The sequence below is a fragment of the Planktothrix sp. PLAVEN19ND genome (assembly GCF_057220675.1).
Genome location: NZ_CM170132.1, coordinates 3,626,568 through 3,650,242, shown reverse-complemented (window position 1 = coordinate 3,650,242; position 23,675 = coordinate 3,626,568). Strand labels below are relative to the sequence as shown.

Genomic DNA, 23,675 nt, shown 5'->3' with positions numbered 1-23,675 from the left:
GCGATATTCAGTTCATTAATTCATCACTTGTATTCAAATCTTTCAAGAATTTTTCGGTAATTTCAATTAGTTCATAGACAAAATTTTGTGTAAGTTGTGTCGTTTTAAAACCATGAGCAATAGGGTTACGGAATGAGATCGCATCCATTAGTAACCGATACTCAGATTGGGAAATTACGCCCTCCGTCGCTAATTGTTTGACTAAATAAAGTGGGTCAAGTCTTTGTAAACTCAACTTTTCTTTTTCTGTAATTAACCTTAAAGTTGCCTCAACTAAAGACCAGCAATATAACATCGCTGAGTCTAAATGTTGCGTTGTTAGTTGCTTTACTACTTGCAATTGTGATTCTATGTCATGCTTTTGTAGAGAACCTTCAGATTTCGGGGAATAGGTTATATCCTCCGGGTTAATCATCACAAACTCAAACCTCCAGCCCGGATGTTTTTCTACTGCTTGGGCTAAATTTTGTAAATATTGATCAGAGTAAGAGTTGAGTGAAGCCCGTGACTTAACCTCAATAACGACTGATTCTTCACCCCGACGGACTATCAGATCAGGGCGATAATTTTTCAGGAAATCAGGTAAGTCTTCAAGGTTAGGATGAAGGAAAATCTCATAACCTTTTTGGCGATAATTCTCGGCTAATTTGAGTAATTGTTCTCTTTCGAGCTTGGCAGTTAAAGTTGATATCATGTAAGTACCTCTTGGTCAGGAGCATCAAGTACGACAATATGCAAAAATTGATTCCCACGGGCAAAGCCTTCTGCCAATGTCGAGGTCATATTTTCTATCTTAAAGTTACCTGACAAATTTCTCTTCCTAACGATAATATCGGTTACTTGATCATCATCGACATAGGCTAACCCGATCTTGTCTATCATTTTATCTAAAAATAGCAGGCGACGGCTACTAATCGCCTTCGGTACTATCCTACAGGCGGAGGCACTGCCATCACACTCCGTCGAACTCACGTTGACGTCAGTAAATATTTCTTGACTATTGCGGTTCTGAACAGGTATCCTTAGCATTAAGTCTGATTCAGATCCCCCCAACCCCCTTAAAATCTGGATAGATAAAGATAATGGAGCCTAACGATCTAAAGAACTTATCAGATCACGATAAATCAATCCAAACTAGAGTTTTTAAAGCACTCAATGAAGCCAAAGAAAGATTAAAAGCCGTTGAAGCTCAACAAAGTGAACCAATAGCGATTGTCGGTTTAGGATGTCGTTTTGGCAATAATATTGCCACGGTTGATTCCTTTTGGTCTTTTCTCAAAGCAGGTGGAAATACCCTCAGAGAACTCCCTAATGATCGCTGGAATCGGGATGATTTTTATGACTTAGATCGGAGTAAACCAGGCAAAATCTATGTCTCCCAAGGCGGTTTTCTCGATGATGTCTCCAAGTTTGACCCACATTTTTTCGGCATTGCCCCGAAAGAAGCCCTGCACATTGATCCTCAGCAACGGTTACTGTTAGAAGTTGCTTATGAAGCTTTAGAAAATGCAGGCATGGCGACACCAACGGCCAGAATCGGCAAGACCGGTGTTTTTATTGGCATTACTAACAATGATTATGCTCGCCTAATTGCACCGGAGGATGATTATAGTGGCATTGGAGCCTATCATATCTCCGGCAATCATACCAATGCCGCCGCCGGGCGTATTTCTTACCTTTTGAATCTCAATGGCCCCAGTTTAGCGGTAGATACGGCTTGTTCTTCTTCCTTAGTCGCTGTTCATCTGGCCTGCCGTTCTTTGCGTTCCCAAGAATGTAGACAAGCTTTAGTCGGGGGAGTTAACTTAATTTTAACCCCAGAAGTTCCGATTGCCCTATGTCGAAATCAGATGTTAGCCTCCGATGGAAAATGCAAAACCTTTGATGCAAGTGCCGATGGTTTTGGCATAGGTGAAGGGTGTGGAGTTATTGTCTTAAAAAGATTGAGTCAAGCCCTAGAAGATGGTGATCGGATTTGGGCTTTAATTCGAGGAACAGCAGTTAATAATGATGGCGCCAGTGGAGGGTTTACGGTTCCCAATGGCACGATCCAAACAGAGTTAATTCGGGAAGCTCTGACCGATGCCCGGTTAAATGCAGATGCGATTGATTATGTCGAAGCCCACGGCACAGGCACATCCCTGGGAGACCCGATTGAAATTAAAGCTATAGCTGATGCTTTATGCGTCAATCGCTCAAAATCTCAACCATTATTAGTCGGTTCTGTCAAAACAAATCTGGGTCATCTCGCTGCGGCGGCAGGGATTTCAGGCTTGATCAAAACTGTATTATCCATCTACTATTCAGAAATTCCCGCCCATCTTAATTTTCACAACCCTAATCCCCACATTAATTGGGCTAGTTTACCCATCAATGTCGTTACAAAAACTCGTCCTTGGGTTGTCAGTAATGGCAAAATTAAATCGGCGGTTGTGAGTTCTTTTGGAGCATCGGGAACCAATGCGAATGTAATTTTAAGCGAACCCCCTCAAGACCAACCCCTAATCCCCAAAACATCCCCGATCCTAGTTACTTTATCAGCCAAAGATCCAGAACGGTTGCGGATTTTTGCCGCTGAATTAGTTGCTGATCTGAATCAAAAACCCGATCGGAATATCAATGATATTGCCTTTTCCTTAAATACCGGACGTTTTCCCCATAAACATCGACTATCTTTATTAGTTTCTAGTCTGGATAGTTTGCAGCAAGGGCTGGAGATGTTTCTGAGTAGTAATCGGGAGGAAAACCAGAAACAAGTAATTTATGGGGAGGCAAAAAGTAATCCTAAAATCGCTTTTCTATGCAGTGATCAAGGAGAAATATCTCCGAGAATGGGAGAAGATTTATTTACAAATGAGCCTGTATTTAAGGATGCTTTTATTAAATGCGATCGCCTATTTCAAAAACACTTAAAGGCGGGCAATGGGGAATGGGGAATAGGCAAAAATGCGGGCAATAGGGAGATTCCATTGCCCATTGCCCATTGCCGATTCCCTGCTTTTAAATTTGCTTTCCACTATGCACTTTGTGAACTCTGGAAATCTTGGGGAATTTGCCCGGCTGCGGTTTTAGGTTCGGGATTAGGTGAATATCTTGCCGCCCAACAAACGGGTATTTTCTCCCTAGAAGATGCAGTTAAGTTAGTCGCAGGTCGCGCTCATTTTTTATCGAAAAAACTCGATCAAAAAGAATTAGTAGCTTTTCAAAAAATCGCCGAAGAAATTACTTATCACCAGCCCCAACTGACCTTAATTGCTAATGGTGAACTGGCTAATAACTCTCTAACAACTTCGGATTATTGGGGACAACCAATTCAAGAATCAAAGCAGGTTGCTAAAGGAATTACTACCTTACATCAAATGGGGTATCAAATCTTCCTAGAAATTGGGAATTACCCAGATTTAATCAATATTGGTCGTCAAAATTTAGCGGAAAACTCGATACTTTGGTTGTCTAGTTTAGTCAAAGATTGTCATAGTAATCAGCAAATGCAAATTGTTCTGGGAGAACTGTATATCCGAGGAGTAAATATTGATTGGAAAGGATTTCATCATTCCCATCCAGGACGAAAAATTAGTTTACCCAATTCTCCTTTTATCCGCAAACGTTACTGGATAAATTCAGTTAATAATCAACCCAAAGCAATTAGCAAAGGTAATGATTATTCCTCCGGTCATCCCTTACTAGGTGATCGTTTTCCTTCGCCTTTATCCGATCTTCAATATCGAGGGAGTATTAGTCAGCGTCAACCCGCTTTTTTACAAGAACATCAAGTTTTTGATCAATCCATATTTCCCGGGTCTGCATTGATTGAAATGGCCTTGGCTGCCACACAAAATCAAACTGTTATCTTAGAAAATATACAATTCAAAAAAGCCTTAGTTTTAACAGATAAACAAGATATATTACAATTAATTGTCACCGATAAAAGTTGGCAAATTTATCATCAAGTTGATCAGAATTGGGAAATCCTGGTGATAGGGGAAATTGATCAATCAAAATCAATGAATGGGGAATGGGCAATAGACAATAGGCAATATTCCCCATTGCCCATTCCCTATTCCCTATTGCCTGCTATTGATTCAACCGTTGATCACCTAGAAAAAATAAAAGCAAATTGTCCAGAAGAAGTTGAGATTAATTCCTTTTATCAAACTTACCAAAAAGCGGGAGTTAATTACGGTAGCAACTTTCAGCTAATTGATCAACTTAGGAGGGGTAATAATACAGCTTTTGCTCAAATCAAATTAACAGATACTCTCCGCTTAGAAGCGAAAAAATATCATTTTCATCCCGCGATGTTAGACGCTTGTTTTCAGGTGATTGCTGCTGTTTTATTCAAACAAGAATCATCGGTAACTTATGTACCCATTCGGATTGCTAAATTTCAATTTTTCACTGCCCCCGACGATATTGTTATTAGTGTCGCTCGACTCCAGCCAAATCATGATCATCCTCATATTATTATCTCCGATATTGATATCTATTCCCCCCAAGGTGAACTGATTGCATCAATTATCGGCTTAGAACTAAAACCCGTACAATCTCAAGATATTATTCCCCAAGAAAATCAACCCCAAACCTACCTAGAAGAATGGATTCCTTTACTACCACTATTAGCTAATGGGAGAGACACTTTAGTCACGCCTGATCTGATTAAAGCTCAAATTCAACCAGCGCAATTAGAACAGCAATTGGGAGACAAATTACCCCAATATGAACGCTTACTAGAAGCCCTGGAAAGTTTAAGCATTACTTATATTTGGGAAGCCTTAAAACAACTGAATTGGCAACCCAAATTAGGTCAAACTTACCCCGAAGAACAGATTGCTATTCAAGGCGAAATAGTTGAGTTTTATCGTCCTTTATTATCTCGATGCCTAGAAATTTTAGCCGAGGAAAAAATTGTTACTTGGCAACAAGATGGCTGGTTATTGACAAAAGAATTAGAAACCCTTTCTCAATCACAAATTCAAGATCTTCGCCAACAATTTCCTGATTATCCAGCCGAAATTAATCTAATAGAACGTTGTGGTTTAGCTTTAGCTGAAGTCATGCGTCGTCAAATTGAGCCATTAGACTTAATATTCCCCCAAGGAGATATAAATGCGATCGCCTCAATTTATTCTGAAGCTGCTGGAGCTAAATTAATGAATCAGTTAGTAGCAGTAACTATTAACTGTGCGATCGCTAATTTACCAAGCAATCATCAGCTACGGATTCTGGAAATTGGCGGCGGAACAGGAGCCACCACTGCTGCAATTTTACCCCATTTATCTCCCGAACAAATTGAATATGTATTTACCGATATTTCCTCCAGCTTTTTAAATAGAGCCAAGGAAAATAACAAAAATTATTCCTTCATTCAATATCAAACTTTAGATATAGAAAAAAATCCCTTTAATCAAGGTTTTCTCCCTGGAAATTTTGATATTATTATTGCCGCTAACGTTCTTCATGCTACAGCAGATATTCAAAAAACCCTGGAAAATGTACGCTCTTTAATCGCTCCCAATGGACTACTAATACTATTAGAAAGTACCGGAGCCAGACGTTGGGTAGATTTAACGTTTGGCCTAACGGACGGCTGGTGGTTATGTAGTCAAGATCCGCTCCGCCATGGCTATCCTTTAGTTAATACAGAATCTTGGCAAAATTTACTCACTCAGCATCAATTTGAAGATATTAATATTATTGAACCCAGCCAACCCCAAACCCGAAATCTATTAAAACAAAGTGTGATCATTGCCAAAAGCAGTGACAGATTGATCCCTTTCCATTCAAAATCTAACTCCGATCAAATCATCTTTGCTGATACCCAAGGAATTGCTAACAATTTAATTCCCCCATTACAACAGCGAGGCGTTGGTTGTTCGGTGCTTTTCCCCGAAGACATTAATCCCGATTGTGCCGAGGATTACCTATCGGTATTACAAACCCTTTTAACACCAGAAACCCATCAAATCTTGTACTTTTGGGGACTGGAAAAAATAGCAGGGGAAATTGATCAAGAAGTAGAAGTTCATTGTCAACGGTTTCTGTTTTTATTACAAGCATTATTACAACAAAAAAATCCCCCATCTCTGATTCTTGTCACTCAAGGAGCCGTACCCGCAAAAGAAATAAAAACTCTAACTTCTCCCGCCCAATCTTCTCTATTAGGAATTGCTTTAAGCTTAGGATTAGAACATCCCGAACTCAATTTTAGAGTCATTGATTTAGACCCTAACGAACAAAACTTAGAAGAAAAGTTATTTCGAGAAATCTACAGCCATACCCCAGAAAATCGCATCGCTCTGCGGGGTGAACAACGTTTTTGTCCGCGTTTAGTACAGCGAAAACTTGAATCAGGAAAGATCAATTTTAGTCCCGATGGCTATTATTTAATTTCAGGAGGAACCGGAGGTTTAGGGTTAGCAACTGCCCGATGGATGGTAGAAAGAGGCGCCCGTCATTTAGTTTTGTGTAGTCGCAGTGGTGCACAAGCTGTTAACCCTGAAATTTTAGCAAGTTTGCCATCTAATTCCGTCGATATTAAAATTAAAGACTGTGATGTGACAAATGCAGAAAAACTGCATATTCTACTAGAAGAATGCCGTTCAAAATATCCGGTGCGGGGCATTTTTCATATTGCGGGAACCCTAGATGATACAACATTATTGCGACTAACACCAGAGAGTTTTAATTATGTTTTAGCACCGAAAGTTAAAGGAACTTGGTTGCTACATAAACTCACCTTAAATGACCCTTTAGATTTCTTTGTTTGTTATACCTCCGCTGTGTCTTTAATTGGCTCGGCAGGACAGGCAAATGCCGCCGCTGCTAATGCTTTTGAAGATGCTTTTATCTATTATCGTCAGGCGCATAATTTACCAGGGACTGTGATCAACTGGGGGCCTTGGAGCGAAATTGGTGCGGCAGTAGATCGTAATGTTTTAGAGAGATTAGCCTCTAAAGGTTATGCAGCAATTAAACCTAATTTAGCTCTTAATACCCTAGAAAAAATCCTATTTAATCAGATTATTCGCGCGGGTGTAATTATTATTGACTGGCAACGTTTTCCTTATATTAACCAAAGTTTTTATCAAAACTTCCGATCTCAAGCCAAACCCCAGGATTCTAGTCCATCTTCCAATATTTTAAAACAATGGCAAACCCTACCCGTAAAACAGCGTCGTAGTTGGTTAATTAATCATCTGAGTTTGTGTGTATCCAATATTTTAGGACACTCAAATGATGAAATTATTGCTCCCCAACAAGGATTTTTTGATTTAGGAATGGACTCCCTCACCTCTACAGAACTTCGCAATCTTTTGCAAACAGATTTTGATTGTTCCCTGCCATCAACTATTGCATTTCGTTTTCCCAATGTGGAAACTTTAGCCGATTATTTACTGCGGGAAGTTTTAGATAGTTCCGAACCGATACTAACTCCTATTCCAGAAAAAATATCATCAGAAATCCTTCAAAAACAGATTAAAGAATCTACCCCAGACAAACCATACCTAGAAGAAGATCCGATTGTAATTGTCGGTATGGCTTGCCAATTTCCTGGCAGTGCCAAGGATTTAACATCTTTTTGGGAACTTTTAGAACAGGGAAAAGATGCCGTCGGAGAAATTCCTAAAAATCGCTGGGATATGAAAATTTGGTATGATCCCGATCCCGATAAAGCAGGTAAAATATACTCTCCTTATGGTGCATTTTTAGAACAAATTGATCAATTTGATGCGGAATTTTTCGGCATTATTCCCCGGGAAGCAAACGCCATCGATCCTCAGCAACGTTTGCTATTAGAAACCGCTTGGCAAGCATTAGAAATGGCAGGACAAAATCCGCAAAAATTACGCAATAGTCAAACGGGAGTTTTTATTGGGTGCATGACTCAAGATTATGCCCAATTAAGTTATTCTCCAGAAGCAATTAATGCCTATACGGGTTCGGGAACTTCTGTTAGTGTAGTTTCCGGTCGGCTTTCTTATATCCTGGGTTTGCAAGGCCCATCAATGACAATTGATACCGCTTGTTCTTCCTCATTAGTGGCAGTAAATTTAGCTTACAATGCCTTGCGAAATGGTGAGTGTGATCTGGCTTTAGCCGGGGGGGTTAATGTTATCATCACCCCGGTTATTTCTTTAATTGAAAGTCGCGCCCAAATGCTGGCACCCGATGGACATTGCAAGACATTTGATCAGAGTGCAAATGGCATGGTGCGAGGCGAAGGTTGTGGAATAATTGTTCTAAAAAGATTGAGTCAAGCTATTAAGAATGGCGATCATATTTTAGCCAAAATTTATGGTACAGCAGTCAATCATGACGGCCCCAGTAGTGGGTTAACAGTCCCGAATGGTGCGGCGCAAGAAAAATTATTATATCAAGCCTTGAACACAGCAAATCTGCAACCAGAACAAATAGATTATATCGAAGCTCATGGTACGGGAACTGCCCTTGGAGATCCGATTGAATTAGAAAGTATGGCTGCGGTTTTTGGCAAACGTCCCCCGAATCAACCTTTAGTTATTGGTTCTGTTAAAACGAATTTAGGACACTTAGAAGGAGCGGCAGGAATTGCCGGATTAATTAAAACAGTTTTAGCGTTACAACACCATAAAATTCCTCCCCATCTGCACTTTAAAAAACCCAACCCTCGGTTTGATTGGAGTTCTAATATTTTTGAAGTTCCTGTGGGTGGAAAACCCTGGAATCCTAGTGAACGCCAAAGAATTGCCGGGGTAAGTTCCTTTGGTTTTAGTGGAACCAATGCCCATATTATTGTGGGAGAAATTGACTCTAGTTCACCTCAAAAATCTGAGCATAACTTTTACCTATTACCGCTTTCGGCTCGTTCCGAAAGATCTCTCCAAGAGTTAACTAAAAATTATCAAGAGGCTTTGAATGGGTCTGTCAATCTTGCTGATGTTTGTTTTACAGCTACTACAGGACGGGCTATTTTTCAGCATCGACTCTGTATTTTAGCTGAATCAATGACAACGGCACAAGCAGCACTGGTTAGTTTCCAAAAAGGTGAGAATTCTCAACAATTAATTACACCAATTTTATCAGAAAATAATCTGAAAATAGCTTTTCTATTTTCAGGGCAAGGCTCGCAATATTCGGGAATGGGAGAAACCCTTTATCACCGAGAACCCGTCTTTAAAAATACTTTAGATATTTGTAATCAAATCCTAGAACCTATTTTAGAAAAATCCCTATTAGATTTAATCTTTAAATTGCCCAATAGCCAGCTATTAGAACAGACTCAAATCACCCAGCCCGTGCTGTTTTCTTTTGAATATGCACTGGCTAAATTATGGCAATCTTGGGGAATAGCACCTTCAGCACTTTTAGGACATAGTATTGGTGAATATGTAGCAGCTTGTTTGGCTGGAGTTTTCTCTTTAGAAGATGCTTTAAAATTAGTTACCCAACGGGGTCGGTTAATGGGAGAATTACCCCACAATGGCAGTATGGCAGCTATTTATGCTGATTATGAAACCGTGGCGGCGGCCCTTATTTCCTATCAAAATCAAGTTAATATTGGTTCGGCCAATGGCTCAATTACAGTGATTTCTGGGGTAAATGAAATTGTTGATCAACTGGAGAAAAGCTTTATAGATCAAGGCTATAAAACTAAACGTTTAGCCGTATCTCATGCTTTCCATTCCCCTTTAATGGAACCAATTCTTAATGATTTTGCCAAGGTTTTAGAGAAGATTTCATTGCATGAACCTAGCTTAACGATTATTAGTAATATTACAGGTAAACCCATCGGTCAAGAAATTGCGACTCCCGATTATTGGGTCAATCATCTTAGAAGTACGGTGCAGTTTAGTCAAGGGTTTAAGTGCTTAATTGATAGTGGTTATCGCTGTTTTCTGGAAGTTGGTTCTAAACCTGTATTATTAGGTATGGCGCGACTAATTTCGCCAAATCAAGAAATATTATGGCTCCCTAGTATTGTACCTGGACAAGATGAACAAGCCCAAATGTACAGAAGTTTAGCGACACTTTTTGTGAATGGTTATTCCGTAGAATGGACGGAGGTATTTAAACAAGGGAAACGGATTTCTTTACCAACTTATCCATTTCAACGAGAACGTTATTGGATATCAAATTCTGAATTTTCTGTCACCGACATAAAAACGAATTTACATCCTTTTATTCGGGATTTTAAAAAGTTAGCGACTGGGGAAATTGTATTTGAGGGCGAGATCAGTTCAGAGCAGCCAGATTATCTTCAAGAACACCAGGTATTTGAGCAGGTTTTATTTCCAGCGACAGGATTTATAGAAGCAATTTTAGCAGCTAGTCAGAAAATATTGCCTGATAATTTTATCATCCTTCAAAATGTTTCAATTCATCAGGGATTGTTATTATCGGCAACTCCCACAATATTACAAATGATTTTTAAACCCCAAAAATTATCTAAACAAAGCTATAGTTTTGAAATATTTAGTCATAATTCTACAGCAGATCAATGGATTCTTCATGTTACTGGTGAGGTTGAATCTAATAATCTTAAAGGAGTTGCTGAATCGGAATTTAAAAAAGATGAAAAAGCAGAACGGAAAGCGGTTTCTATTGCTCGATTCTATGAACTTTATCAACAAATGGGAATCAGTTATGGAAAGGGATTTCAAGCGATTCAAGAATTATTTTATTTTAAAAATGGTTCCCAGGCTAAGATTAGTATTGACCGCAGTTTAGCAGACCAGCGTTATTGTTTCCATCCTGTTCTTTTAGATGCTTGCTTGCAAAGTATTGGTGCAGCTTTTCCTGAAATTCATGGTCAAGAATTGCATTTACCCTATGGGTTTTCTTCATTAGAATTATTCCGAAATCCTGGTGATCAGGTTTGGACACAGGTTAATGTTAAATCGGATTCTCAGGGTGAAATGTGCGTAGATGTAGATATTTATAATCAGGAAAAACAGCTTTGCGCTCGCTTTGAAAATTTAACAGCACGGCGGACTAAACCAGAAGTTTTACAGCGTTTATGGCAAGAAACTGAGAAAAATTGTTTTTATCAAGTTCAATGGGAAAAACTTGCTGCACTACCAACTGTTACTAACAATTTCAACAATTCTTGGTTAATATTTGTGCATCCGAAAACAGCATTAAATTCCTTGATTAATTTGTTGAAAAAAGCGGGAGAAAAAGTTATAATAGTAGAAATTGGCAACAACTATCAATGCGACTCTCAAGATTATTTTGTGATAAATCCTGCTGAAAAAACTGATTTTCAGCGTTTATATCAACAAGCATATCCGTCGGGAGAATTTCCCACAGGCGTAATTTTTTCTTGGGAAACCGGATCAGTTGCAGAAGATACAGAGAGTATTTACACAAGTTGCCATGCGGCATTGAACTTAATTCAAACTCTGACTAATAACTGGCAAAAATTACCTGATTTATGGCTAATTACTCGTGGTGCTAATCAAATATTAGAAGATCCTGCCTTAGAACCTCAACAATCTTATTTATGGGGATTAGGAGCAGTTATTAATCAAGAATATCCCCAAATGCGTTGTGTATGTTTAGATTTATCGATGACAGCAGAAGCAGATGAAGCTGAGTTATTATTCAATCAATTGCATACTTCAAATAATGAATTACGTCTAGCTTTACGTCAGGGAAACCGTTATGGAGCTAGGTTAGTTTCTGCGACCATTCCCGCAGCACAAAAACAGCAGTTTGTGAGCAAAGAAGGAGCTTATTTAATCACTGGCGGTTTGGGAAAACTGGGATTATTAGCCGCTGAATGGTTATCCCAAATGGGGGCGAGTCACTTAGTTTTATGCAGTCGGAATATTAAATCTCAACCCGAATTAATTGCCTCGTTTGCCGAAAAAGGCACAGAGATTACAATTATCAGTATTGATATTAGTTCTCCCGTAGAGATGGAACAATTATTCTCTCGTTTTGGAGCCGATTTGCCATCTTTACGAGGGGTAATTCATGCTGCTGCTGTCTTAGATGATGGACTTTTAATTAATCAAAATTGGCAAAAATATCAAAACGTCATGCGTCCTAAAGTAGAAGGAACTTTATTATTAGATCACTATACTCGCCCCCAATGTTTAGACTTTTTTATTAGCTTTTCTTCTGCTGCTGTGATTCTGGGTTCACCTGGTCAAAGTAATTATGCTGCTGCTAATGCTTTTATGGATGCTTTAATGCAGCAACGACATAGTTTAGGATTACCTGGAATTAGTATTAATTGGGGAGCTTGGAATACGGGGAATGAAATTGAACAACAACGTTTTGCTAATTGGGGGATTCAAAGTCAGTCGGCTGATACGGCTTTTAAATATCTCAATTCGTTAATTCTAGGTAAGGTTGTCCAAGGAGTAATTCTTGATATTGACTGGTCTATTTTTAACCAATCTTTTAATATTAATCAACCCTTCTTTGCTGAAGTATTAACCCCAAAAGCACAAAAACCAGAAAATTCGGCGAAATTATTGCAGAGGTTAAAATCTGTCTCCATAGATGAGCGAATCGCCACTTTATCTCAAGGAATTGAACAGATATTACGCGAAGTTACTGGCTTAAAAGCTAATAAAGTTATTTCTCAACAAACATCATTTTTAGACTTAGGCTTAAACTCCCTAATGGTAATAGAATTTAAAAATCGCCTAGAAAATGATTTAGGTTGCACCTTGTCCGCTTCGATTATTTTTGATTATCCTAATATCCTAAGTTTAAGTGCCTACCTGCGAGCAGAAATATTAGCAAGTGATCTCGATTTCGAGATCAAAACGGATGCACCCACAGAGTCTCTAAATCCCTATGACAGTCTGAGTGAGGAGGAGCTTGCTATATTACTTAATCAAAAGTTAATCGAGCTTGATTAATCAAGCAAAATCTGATATAGTGACAAACTCAGAGGTAAATAAATACCGGGAGCCTGCATGGTTCAAAATACAGATTATAAAAAATTAATCGCAACAACTTTAACAAAAATGGAGGTAATGCAGGCTCGTATTACCGAATTAGAAACTAGACAAAGGGAGCCCATTGCTGTTGTTGGCATGGGATGTCATTTCCCTGGTGGTATTACATCTCCTGAAGAATATTGGAATTATTGTCAAGCTGGACTTGACGCGATCACAGAAGTTCCTAAAAGTCGTTGGGATAGCTCAAAATTTTATGCAAAAGAACCGAAACTGGGAAAAATAAACACTTCCTATGGTGGATTTCTTCAACGGGATATTACAGAATTTGATGCCCGTTTCTTTTCTATTTCTTCCCGCGAAGCCACCTCAATGGATCCCCAACAAAGGTTACTATTAGAAGTAACTTGGGAAGCCTTAGAAAATGCTAATTTACCCCCGAATAATTTAGCAGATAATACCGTTGGGGTATTTGTTGGCATCACCAGTGTTGATAATGCCATTACGGTTTACAACAGCAGTTATGATCAAATTGACTCTTTTTTTGGCACAGGAAATGCCCTGAGTGCAGCCGCAGGTAGACTATCTTATTTCTTCAATCTTAGGGGGCCTTGTCTGTCTATTGATGCGGCCTGTGCGTCTTCTTTGGTAGCAGTTCATCAAGCAATTAGTAGCCTGAGAAATCATGAATGTGAACTCGCTTTAGTTGCCGGGGTCAACCTCATTTTAAATCCGGCAATTGCGATTAATCTTTCCCAGTCGGGAATGTTGTCCCCCGATGGTCGCTGCAAAACTTTTGACGCTTCTGCCAATGGCTATGGGCGTGGCGAAGGGTGTGGGGTTTTAGTCTTAAAAACTTTATCAGAGGCACAGAAAAAAGGCGATCGCATTCTTGCCATTCTGCGGGGGTCGGCGGTCAACCATAACGGGGCCGCTGCCGGGTTGACCGTTCCCAGTGGCCCGGCTCAACAAGAACTTCTCCGTCAAGCCATTGCCGATGCTAGAATCACCCCTGAAGACGTTGGGTATATAGAAGCTCATGGCACGGGAACTTCTTTAGGAGACCCGATAGAAATGAATGCGATCGCTTCTGTTTATGGAAAACGAGCGCAGCCTCTTTATATTGGTTCAGTGAAAACCAATATCGGACACCTCGAAGCTGCCGCCGGGATGGCGGGAATTATCAAGACAATTCTGGTACTTCAACATGGTGAAATACCTGCCCATCTTCACTTTCAAACCCCTAATCCTCTGATTAATTGGCAAGACAATTCTATCAAAATTCCCACCCAAACTATCCCTTGGCCAAATAACAACAAAATTCCCATGGCTGGGGTAAGTTCCTTCGGTTTTTCGGGAACAAATGCCCATGTAATTGTGGAAAAAGCACCCGAGATCAAGACAACAGAAATTAAGCAACCCCTTCCTAGTTATCTATTAACAATTTCTGCTCATAACAAAACCGCTTTACAAGAACTAGCCCAACGTTTTTCGACCCGCTTAGAATCCCATCCAGAAATAGGAGATATTTGTTATAGTGCGGCGGTGGGGAGAGCAAAGTTATCTGAACGTTTAGCAATTGTTGCTAATACTTTGCCAGAATTACAACAAAGATTAGTCGCTTTTGCGGATCAAACTTTCCTTGATAATTTGACTTTTTATCAACGCTTTACCGAAGAAAAACAGCCTAAAGTTGTTTTTCTGTTTACGGGTCAAGGTGCTTGTTATCCGGGGATGGGTGAGCAACTCTACCAAACTGAACCCACATTTCGTCAATATATTGATCAATGTGCAGAAATTTTATCGAGTTATTTAGAGTATCCATTAACCGAAATATTATTTGGTGAACACACCAATTTACTGAATCAAACTGCCTACGCTCAACCCGCCATATTCGCCCTAGAATATGCCATTGCTATGCTTTGGAAATCTTGGGGAATTACACCCAGTTTACTGATTGGACATAGCGTTGGGGAATATGTAGCCGCTTGTATCGCCAGAGTATTTAGCTTAGAAGCGGGACTCGCATTAATTGTGAAACGGGGTCAATTAATGCAAACTACAAAAACCGGAAAAATGGCTTCAATTTTCGCCGATGAAGCTACGGTACTTTCTCTGATTCAAAACTATAAAAATACCGTTGCCATTGCTGCTATTAATCATCCTCAACAAATTGTAATTTCTGGAGAAATTGCCAGGATTGAGGAAATTATTATTAACTGTAAACAGCAAAAAATTGCGACTCAATATCTCTCCGTTAATCAAGCTTTTCATTCTCCCTTAATGGAGCCAATTTTAAATGAATTTGAACAGGAAGCTAGTCAGATTTCTTACCATCGCCCCCAAATTCTGTTAGTTTCAGGAATTGACGGAAAAATTTTAGAAAATGCCCCGGATGCAAGTTATTGGAGACAGCAATGTCGTCAACCTGTACAATTTTTAGCAAGTTTGAACACGGCATTAAATAAAGGATATAATCTGTTTTTAGAAGTCGGTTCAAGACCAATACTCGCAGAACAGGGGCGTCGTTATCACATCGGAGGTATTTGGCTTGGTTCACTAAATCGAGGTTTAGATAACTGGCAGACAATGCTCTCGGCATTGGGTCAACTGTACCTGAATGGAGTCTATTTTAACCCGGAAAAATTCAATCAAAATTATGGATATAAACAAGTAAGATTACCTAATTATCCCTTTCAAAGAAAACGGTTTCAATTTCAACCTACTGTTGGGCAGGAAACCACCCAAATCAAAGAAATATATCCCGAACTAGAAACGACTAAAATCACTGAACTAAAAGTACAAAATATGCAAAAACATCAACTCGAAATCCGCCAGCAATTAAAGTCTATTCTTGCCCTCCTGCTCAAAGAGAATCAAAATGATATTCGGGATGATGAAACCCTATTAAATCTGGGAGCAGACTCTATTATTCTAACAGATTTTTCTCGCAAAGTTGAAGAAAAATTTAAAGTAAAAGTCAAAATAGATCAGTTATTCACTGACTTACAAACTATTGCCGATATCGCTGAATATATCTATAATTCTATTGAACCAAAAAACTTAGAAACTGCTTCAGAAAAGACTAGATTAAATCAAGCGAAAATTGTTAATTTTGATCCAGAAATAAATAATTATATAGAAGTCATTTCTCAATTACAACCAATTGCAACTGCTTATATTATTAAAGCATTAGAAGCTTTAGGGAAAAAAATAAATCCAGGAGAAACCTGGACAACAGAAAGCATCAAGCAAACCTTACCCATTGCCCCAAAATATCAGGTTTTAGTAACTCGTTATTTACAGGATTTAGAGCAAGCTAACATTATTCAAAATCAAGGTAATATCTGGGCTGTTAAAAACTTACCTGCGTCTTTTTCCTTACCACAAGCTATAGAAAATCTGCAAAAAACTTGTCCCTCGGCAAAACCGGAGTTAGAAATGCTGCAACGCTGCGGAGAAAATTTAGCCGAAGTGCTCAAAGGAAATATAGACCCTTTAACGTTAATTTTCCCAGAAGGTTCAGTTACTCATGCCGAAAGTATCTATGGAAATTCTCCTGTCTCTCGTTTGATGAATCAACGGGTAGCTGAGGCAATTAACCTCACTTTAAACAATTTTTCTCCTAGTATTAACCCTTATAAAATTATCGAAATCGGAGGAGGAACTGGAGCCACTTCTGAAACAATTCTAAATAACTTAAATCCCAATCAGGTCGCCTATTCTTTTAGCGAATTATCTCCATTTTTACTGAATCAAGCGCGTCAAAAATTCCAGGGGAAATATAACCTCAACTTTCATCAATTAGACATTGAAAAATCACCAGCTTCTCAAGGAATACCCGCCCATTCTTATCACATAGTTGTGGCAGCTAATGTTCTTCATGCTACCCGAAATATTACAGAAACCCTGACTAATATTAGAGAGCTACTGCTCCCTGGTGGTTACTTAATTCTACTCGAAACCGTCGAAAATAATTCCTGGCTTAATTTAACCTTTGGATTGACCCCTGGATGGTGGCGTTTCCAAGACAAAGAACTACGTTTAGATACACCTTTATTGAGCGGAGAAAGTTGGTGTTCTGTTTTAAAACGCTGCGGTTTTGCCACTGCTAATAGTTTTTCTAAACAAAACAATATTAATATTTACAATGGCCAAGAATTAATTATTGCTTGTGCTGCTGCTGAAATACTACCGATTCCCCAAACGCCTAAAGCCACCCAATTTTCAACTACCACCTCTGGCAAAGAAGCCCTGATGATGGCTCAATTGCAATCTTTAAAAGACCTTAAAGATCTCCATGAGAAAACCATTATCAAGCAGTTAGAAGTCCTTCAATCCGTAGGGAATACACCCAACGTCATCACCGAACAACCAATAGTTCATACAGAAATTATTCCATCTCAAAATAATCAAATAGAAACAATATTTCCGGCTCAAAAAGAGCAACAAAAACCAATTGCTCCCAGTTTAAATCCCCTAGCATTAAAGATTAATGAGAATAAATCTTTAACCGAAAAACAGCAGGATTTTATTAACAATCTCCAGGCTATTTATAACCAAAAAACCGCAAAATCAAAAGCCTATTCCCAAAATAGCCGAAAAACAATGGTTGATGTCAAACCCACCATTGACTTTCGGATGACATTAAAAGAATTTCAGTATCCCATTGTTTCAGAATCAGCCCAAGGAGCCTGTTTTCGTGACATTGATGGCAATGATTATATTGACTTAGCCATGGGATTTGGTGTTAACTTTTTTGGGCATAGTCCTGATTTTGTCATAGCAGCAGTTCAGGAACAAATGCAGCAAGGAATCGGATTAGGAATGCAGTCTAATCTTGCCGCAGAAACGGCGGCTTTAATTAGTGAAATGGCTGGGGTAGAAAGGGTAGCTTTTAGTAATACTGGAACCGAAGCAATTATGGCGGCCGTTAGGATTGCTCGTTCTCGCACAAAACGCCCAAAAATCGTGATGTTTTCCGGTTCCTATCACGGCACTTTTGACGGCATTCTAGCGCGAGTGGGAGAGGATACAACCAGCACTCAACCCGTGAGTCTGGGCACACCATCAGGAATGGTTGAAGATGTAATTGTTTTGAGTTATGGAGTCGAAGAAAGTTTAGAAATTATTGCGGCTCATAGTGATGATTTAGCAGCAGTATTAGTAGAACCTGTTCAAAGTCGTAAACCCGATTTACAACCTCAAGAATTTCTGCAAAAGTTAAGAAAATTAACTCAGGAAAAAGGGATTGCACTAATTTTTGATGAAATTATTACGGGATTTCGGATTGCTCCTGGAGGGGCGCAACAATGGTTCAATATTGAGGCGGATATCGTTATTTACGGTAAGGCAATTGGTGGGGGTTTACCTATCAGTATGATTTGCGGAAAAGCAGATTTCTTAGATACCGTTGATGGCGGTTTCTGGGAATACGGTGATGACTCCCATCCCCAAACCGAATTAACCGCTTTTGGCGGAACTTTCTGTCGTCATCCTTTGGCACTGGCAGCCTGTCGCGCGGTGCTTTTATATCTTAAAGAACAAAGTCCAACCATTCAAGAACGGGTAAATCAATTAACCCAACGATTAGCTACGGAGACGAATCAGTTCTTTCAAGAAATAGGAATTCCCATCCGCATTGTTAATTTTGGTTCTTTGTTTCGCTTTGAACCTTTTGGAGCCTATAGTCTTTTCCTCCAACCTATTGAATTACCTCTATTTTACTACTTGTTAAATCTTAAAGGTATTTATACATGGGAAAAACGAGTTTGTTTTCTCTCTACCTGCCATACAAATGAAGATATAGATAAAGTTATAGCTGCGGTCAAATCAGCGATTATCGAATTGCAGCAAGGGGGTTTTTTTGCAAATGCCAAACTTCCAAAAGTAAATAAGCAAGAGAAAAATGTTGAGAGCGATGATGAAGATGGGAGGGAAAATTTAAACCCAATAAATCAGCAATTTCCTACCAGTGAAGCCCAGCGTCAGCTTTGGTTATTGGCAGAATTAGATAGAAATGCTTCCGCCTCCTATAATGTCACAGCTTCTTTAGAGTTAAAGGGTTCTTTAGATATTTCAGCTTTACAAGAAGCGATTAATCAAGTTATCAATCGTCACGAAGCTTTGCGAACCAAAATAGTAGAACAAGGGGAAGTACAGGAAGTTATTAATAGCGTCAAAATTCAGTTAACCTTAATTAATTTGAACGATGAACAGAATCCCCAAGCAATGGCTTTAGCATTAAGATCTCAGTTTTCTAAAAAGCCTTTTGACTTGTCTATAGCTCCCTTATTTGCTGTTATCTTAATCCGCCTAACCCCTGACCATTACCTGTTATCTTTAAAAACCCATCATATTGTTGTAGATGGTTGGTCACTAGGGTTGATTTTGGATGAAATTGGTCAACTTTATTCCACCCAAATTGGTGCCGCTACAGACCCTTTAGAACTCCCAATGCAGTTTCGCCAATATTTAGCTTTGCGAGAGCAAGAAGCGCAGAGTCCACAGATGTTAGAACATCGTGATTTTTGGTTAAAAACCTATCAAGGAGAAATTCCCGCCTTTGAGCTTCCTACCGACTTTCCCCGTCCAGCAGTTAAAACTTACACTGGAGGTCAAGAAAGTAAAATTGTTGCACCTGAACTTTGGCAAAATTTACAAACCGTAGGACGGCAAAATCAAGCAACATTATTTATGACAATGTTCGCCGCCTACACAGCTTTTTTAAGCCGAATTTCTAGCCATAATGATTTAGTCATTGGGATTCCCATTTCGGGACGACAAATAGAAGGTAGCGACCAATTAGTTGGCTTTTGTTCACAATTTTTACCGATTCGGATGAAAGTAGATATCACGAATTCTTTTGTTGAACATTTGCAACGGACTAAACAAACACTCATCGCTGCTTTTAGACATCAAAGTTATACCTTAGAAGATTTATTAGCCGCCTTACAATTACAACGGGATTTTTCCCGTTCTCCTCTGATTTCAGTATCTTTTAATATAGACCCTAGTTTAACTTTACCTGAGTTTGAAGGATTAAAAGTATCCCTGCCACCAGAACCAATTGGTTACACGCCTTTCGATGTTGGATTTAACTTTATTGAAGTCAATAATAACCTGATTATTTACTGTAATTACAATACAGAACTGTTTAAACAAGGGACTATTAAACAGTTTCTCGAAAGTTTTGAAATTTTGTTAGATGGGGTAATTCATAATGCCAACAGTTTGCTCCATCAGTTACCTTTATTAACCAAATTACAACGGGAAAACTTACTGGCTGAGTTAATCGGAGAAACCAGAGAATTACCGGAAAATGCTACCATCATTGATGATTTTGTTTCTCAAGTTAACTCAACTCCCAATGCCCCCGCCTTAGTTTCTGGAGAAACCACTCTTACCTATCAAGAATTGAATCAAAAAGTTAATCGTTTAACCCATTATCTACAACATCAATATCAGCTAGGTGCAGGCAAAGTAATCGGGCTAATGATGGGACGGAATCAAAACCTAATCATTAGTATCCTAGCAATTTTTAAAACCGGGGCGACCTATGTTCCCATAGATGCCGAATATCCGAATAATCGCATAGATTTTATTATCAAAGATAGTGGTTGTCATGTTTGTCTAACTGAGAGTAATTTGACCTCTAAATTACCTCAAGAAATAGAGACAATTTGCTTAGATAAAATTGCTAATATTTTAGCAAAATACGGCGATAAAGAGCCTAGTATTCCACCGGATTCTAGCCAAATTGCTTATATTTTCTATACTTCTGGTTCCACGGGAAATCCTAAAGGAGTCATGGGTCGCCATCTCTCTATTTTGAATGTAATTCAGAGTTTACGACTCACCTTTGATTTAGATAAATATCCTGAATGGCGCTATATTTTTACGGCTGCTGTCACCCACGACCCATCTATTCGTAATATTTTTCTACCTTTAACAATAGGCGCTCCTTTATATATTTACGAAGTCAAATATATCGGACATTTAGTTTCCTTTTTACAGGAAAATCAAATTAACGCGCTGCACACAACACCATCTATTTATCGGGAAATTTTAGGTTTACTCGAACCAGGAGAAACTATCTCTAGCTTAAAATATATCTCCGTAGGGGGAGAGAAATTAGATCGAGAAACAGCACTAGCTTTACGCCAACGTTTTCCGGGAAAAATTGTTAGTAATGTTTATGGTTCAACAGAAACTTGTGTCGGAGTATCTCAATACAAAATCAACGAAAATTTAGATACAGACGTACCCCTAGGTCAAGTTTTCCATAATAATCGGCTATTTGTCCTGGATGAATTTAATAATCCGGTTCCTCTGCATATAGTTGGGGAAATTTGTGTCGAAGGGGCCGCCTTAGCATCGGGTTATCACAATCTTCCTGAAATCACCAAAGAAAAATTTAAACCGGGCTTTTTTGATCAGAAAACAACGCTGTTTAGAACCGGGGATTTAGGGAAACAAACTGCTCCCGGTGTGATTGAATTTATGGGCAGAAAAGACAATCAAGTTAAGGTAAATGGCTATCGTATCGATCCCGGAGAAATTGAATATCAACTTAATCATTATCCTCAGATTGAGAGAGCTATTATTCTACCGATCCAAGTCAATAATCAAACTCAATTATCAGCCTATTGTCAAACAGATAAACAGATAGAAATTTCTGAAATCAGAGAATTTCTAGCTAATTTTCTGCCAGTTTACATGATTCCTAGTTACTTTATTTTCTTAAAGCAATTTCCCCTAACTAAACACGGCAAACTTGACTTAAACTCGCTGATTGCAATGAATGAAACCGGGAAATCTACCCAGGTAAATTATGTTGCACCGCGTAATAATTTGGAGTTAAATCTAGTTCGGATCTGGGAAAAGATTCTGACTAAACATCCCATCGGTATTTTTGATAACTTCTTTGAAATTGGCGGACATTCTCTGATGCTTTCGAGAATCGTAACCCACGTTCATAAAGAATTAAATGTATCGGTAAAATTGGCTGACTTCTTTAAAGTTCCTACCATTGCCGGATTAGCCATTTTAGTCTCTAAAACTGAATATGATTATCAAGAACCCATCCCCACAATTCCTCTGCAAAAATCCTATCCGATGTCCCATGGGCAACGTCGTCTTTGGGCTTTAGAATTTCTTGATCGCAATCATAATGCCTATGGAATGCCCAGTGTTTATCAATTCAAAGGCAATCTGAATATTGCGGCTTTTGAAAATGCTTTTCAACAGTTAATTCAACGCCACGAAATTTTGCGAACTACCTTTACCCTAATCGATAATCAACCGCGTCAAGTTGTACACAATCAAATGAATTTTGGCATTAAACAAATAGACTTGACAAATTATTTAGAAACAGAACAAGCTAAACTAATTGCTGAGGCGATTTCCCATAATGCCAAGACTACTTTTGATTTAGAAGTGGGGCCGTTACTCCAAGTTAAGTTACTCAAACTGAGTCAAGAGAATTATATCGTGTTATTTAATATGCACCATATCATTTCTGATGGTTGGTCAGCCGGGGTTTTAATTAAAGATTTTCTGGGGCATTATCACACATATCGACAACAAAATTCAGAGTTACTACCCCCTCTAAAAATTCACTATAAAGATTATACTGACTGGCAAGAAAATCAGTTAAAAACATCGAAACTTCAAGCTCAACGTGATTACTGGTTAACTAAGTTAACCCCGGCTCCTCAACATCTTAACTTGCCTTTTGATTATCCTCGACCCGCCATTCAAAGTTTTCAAGGAAAGACGGTGATCTGGAAACCAAATTCAGAACTAATCGAGCATTTTCAGATATTAATTAAAGACCAAGAAGCTAGTTTATTTATGGGGTTACTGACTTTAGTTAAGAGTTTTCTGTTTCGTTATACCGAACAAAATGAGATTACAGTAGGTTCTCCCATTGCGGGTAGAAATCATCCCGATTTAGAATCACAAATTGGTTTTTATGTTAATACTTTAGTCCTGCGGGATCAAATTAGAGCAGATGACAGTTTTTTGAATGTCCTGACCAAAGTAAAAACCACCACATTAGAAGCTTATGAAAATCAAGAATATCCTTTTGATAAAGTAGTTTCAGATCTCAATTTACCGCGCGACCCTAGTCGAAATGCCCTCTTTGATGTTGCGGTTGCCCTGCAAAATAATCAAAATGTAGATCTCGCACTAGAAGGAATTACAGTTAACTCCATTGACCCAGAGATGACTACGGCTAAATTTGATTTAGAATTCATTTTTGTTGAGGAAGGAGAATTATACTTGAAGCTAATCTACAATACGGATATATTTATTAATGAGCGGATTTTATTGATGATCAACTTATTAGAAAATCTGATGGAGCAAGTGATAAAATACCCTGATCAACCATTGATAAAACTATCTTTAGAATCAAGCAATTCTCACCAAGAATATAGCGACTTATTCGCTGAAGATTTTAATTTCTAGGCAAGGGAACAGGGAATAGGGAACAGGGAACAGGGAACAGGGAACAGGGAACACCAGGGTAAAATAAAATAGGGAATAGGGGATAAAAAAAAGTGATTAGCCACCCGATCAAGTATTTGTAGCAAACATTAAAGGATGGAATATTACCGTCGAAATTTATCAAATAAATTTATGAATTAAAATCAAGTCCGTTCCTCTGTACGGCAGGGTGATATAGCAGTTGCCGCATCTATTAGGACATTCTTGAAAGCTAAAAGCTGCTCACAGTAAGTATTTACCTATTGCCCATTGCCTATTCCCTATTGC

3 protein-coding genes are annotated in these 23,675 nt (G+C 38.8%); 2 read left to right on the top strand and 1 reads right to left on the bottom strand.

From position 1 onward, the window contains the following. Positions 1–7 precede the first annotated feature (7 nt). Positions 8–694, bottom strand: a complete 687-nt coding sequence (locus AC2D3N_RS15740) for a hypothetical protein (protein WP_484691438.1) — start codon at positions 692–694, stop codon at positions 8–10. 388 nt (positions 695–1,082) lie between these two features. On the opposite strand from AC2D3N_RS15740, the gene AC2D3N_RS15735 reads away from it, so the two are divergent. After that, positions 1,083–12,857 carry an SDR family NAD(P)-dependent oxidoreductase gene (locus AC2D3N_RS15735; protein ID WP_484691437.1) on the top strand — a complete coding sequence of 3,925 codons (11,775 nt, stop codon included), beginning with the start codon at positions 1,083–1,085 and terminating at the stop codon, positions 12,855–12,857. Between the two features lie 57 nt (positions 12,858–12,914). Continuing rightward, the gene (locus tag AC2D3N_RS15730; RefSeq protein WP_484691436.1) at positions 12,915–23,369 is read left to right on the top strand and encodes an amino acid adenylation domain-containing protein; all 10,455 of its coding nucleotides are present in this window, start codon (positions 12,915–12,917) and stop codon (positions 23,367–23,369) included. The last annotated feature ends 306 nt before the right edge of the window (positions 23,370–23,675 follow it).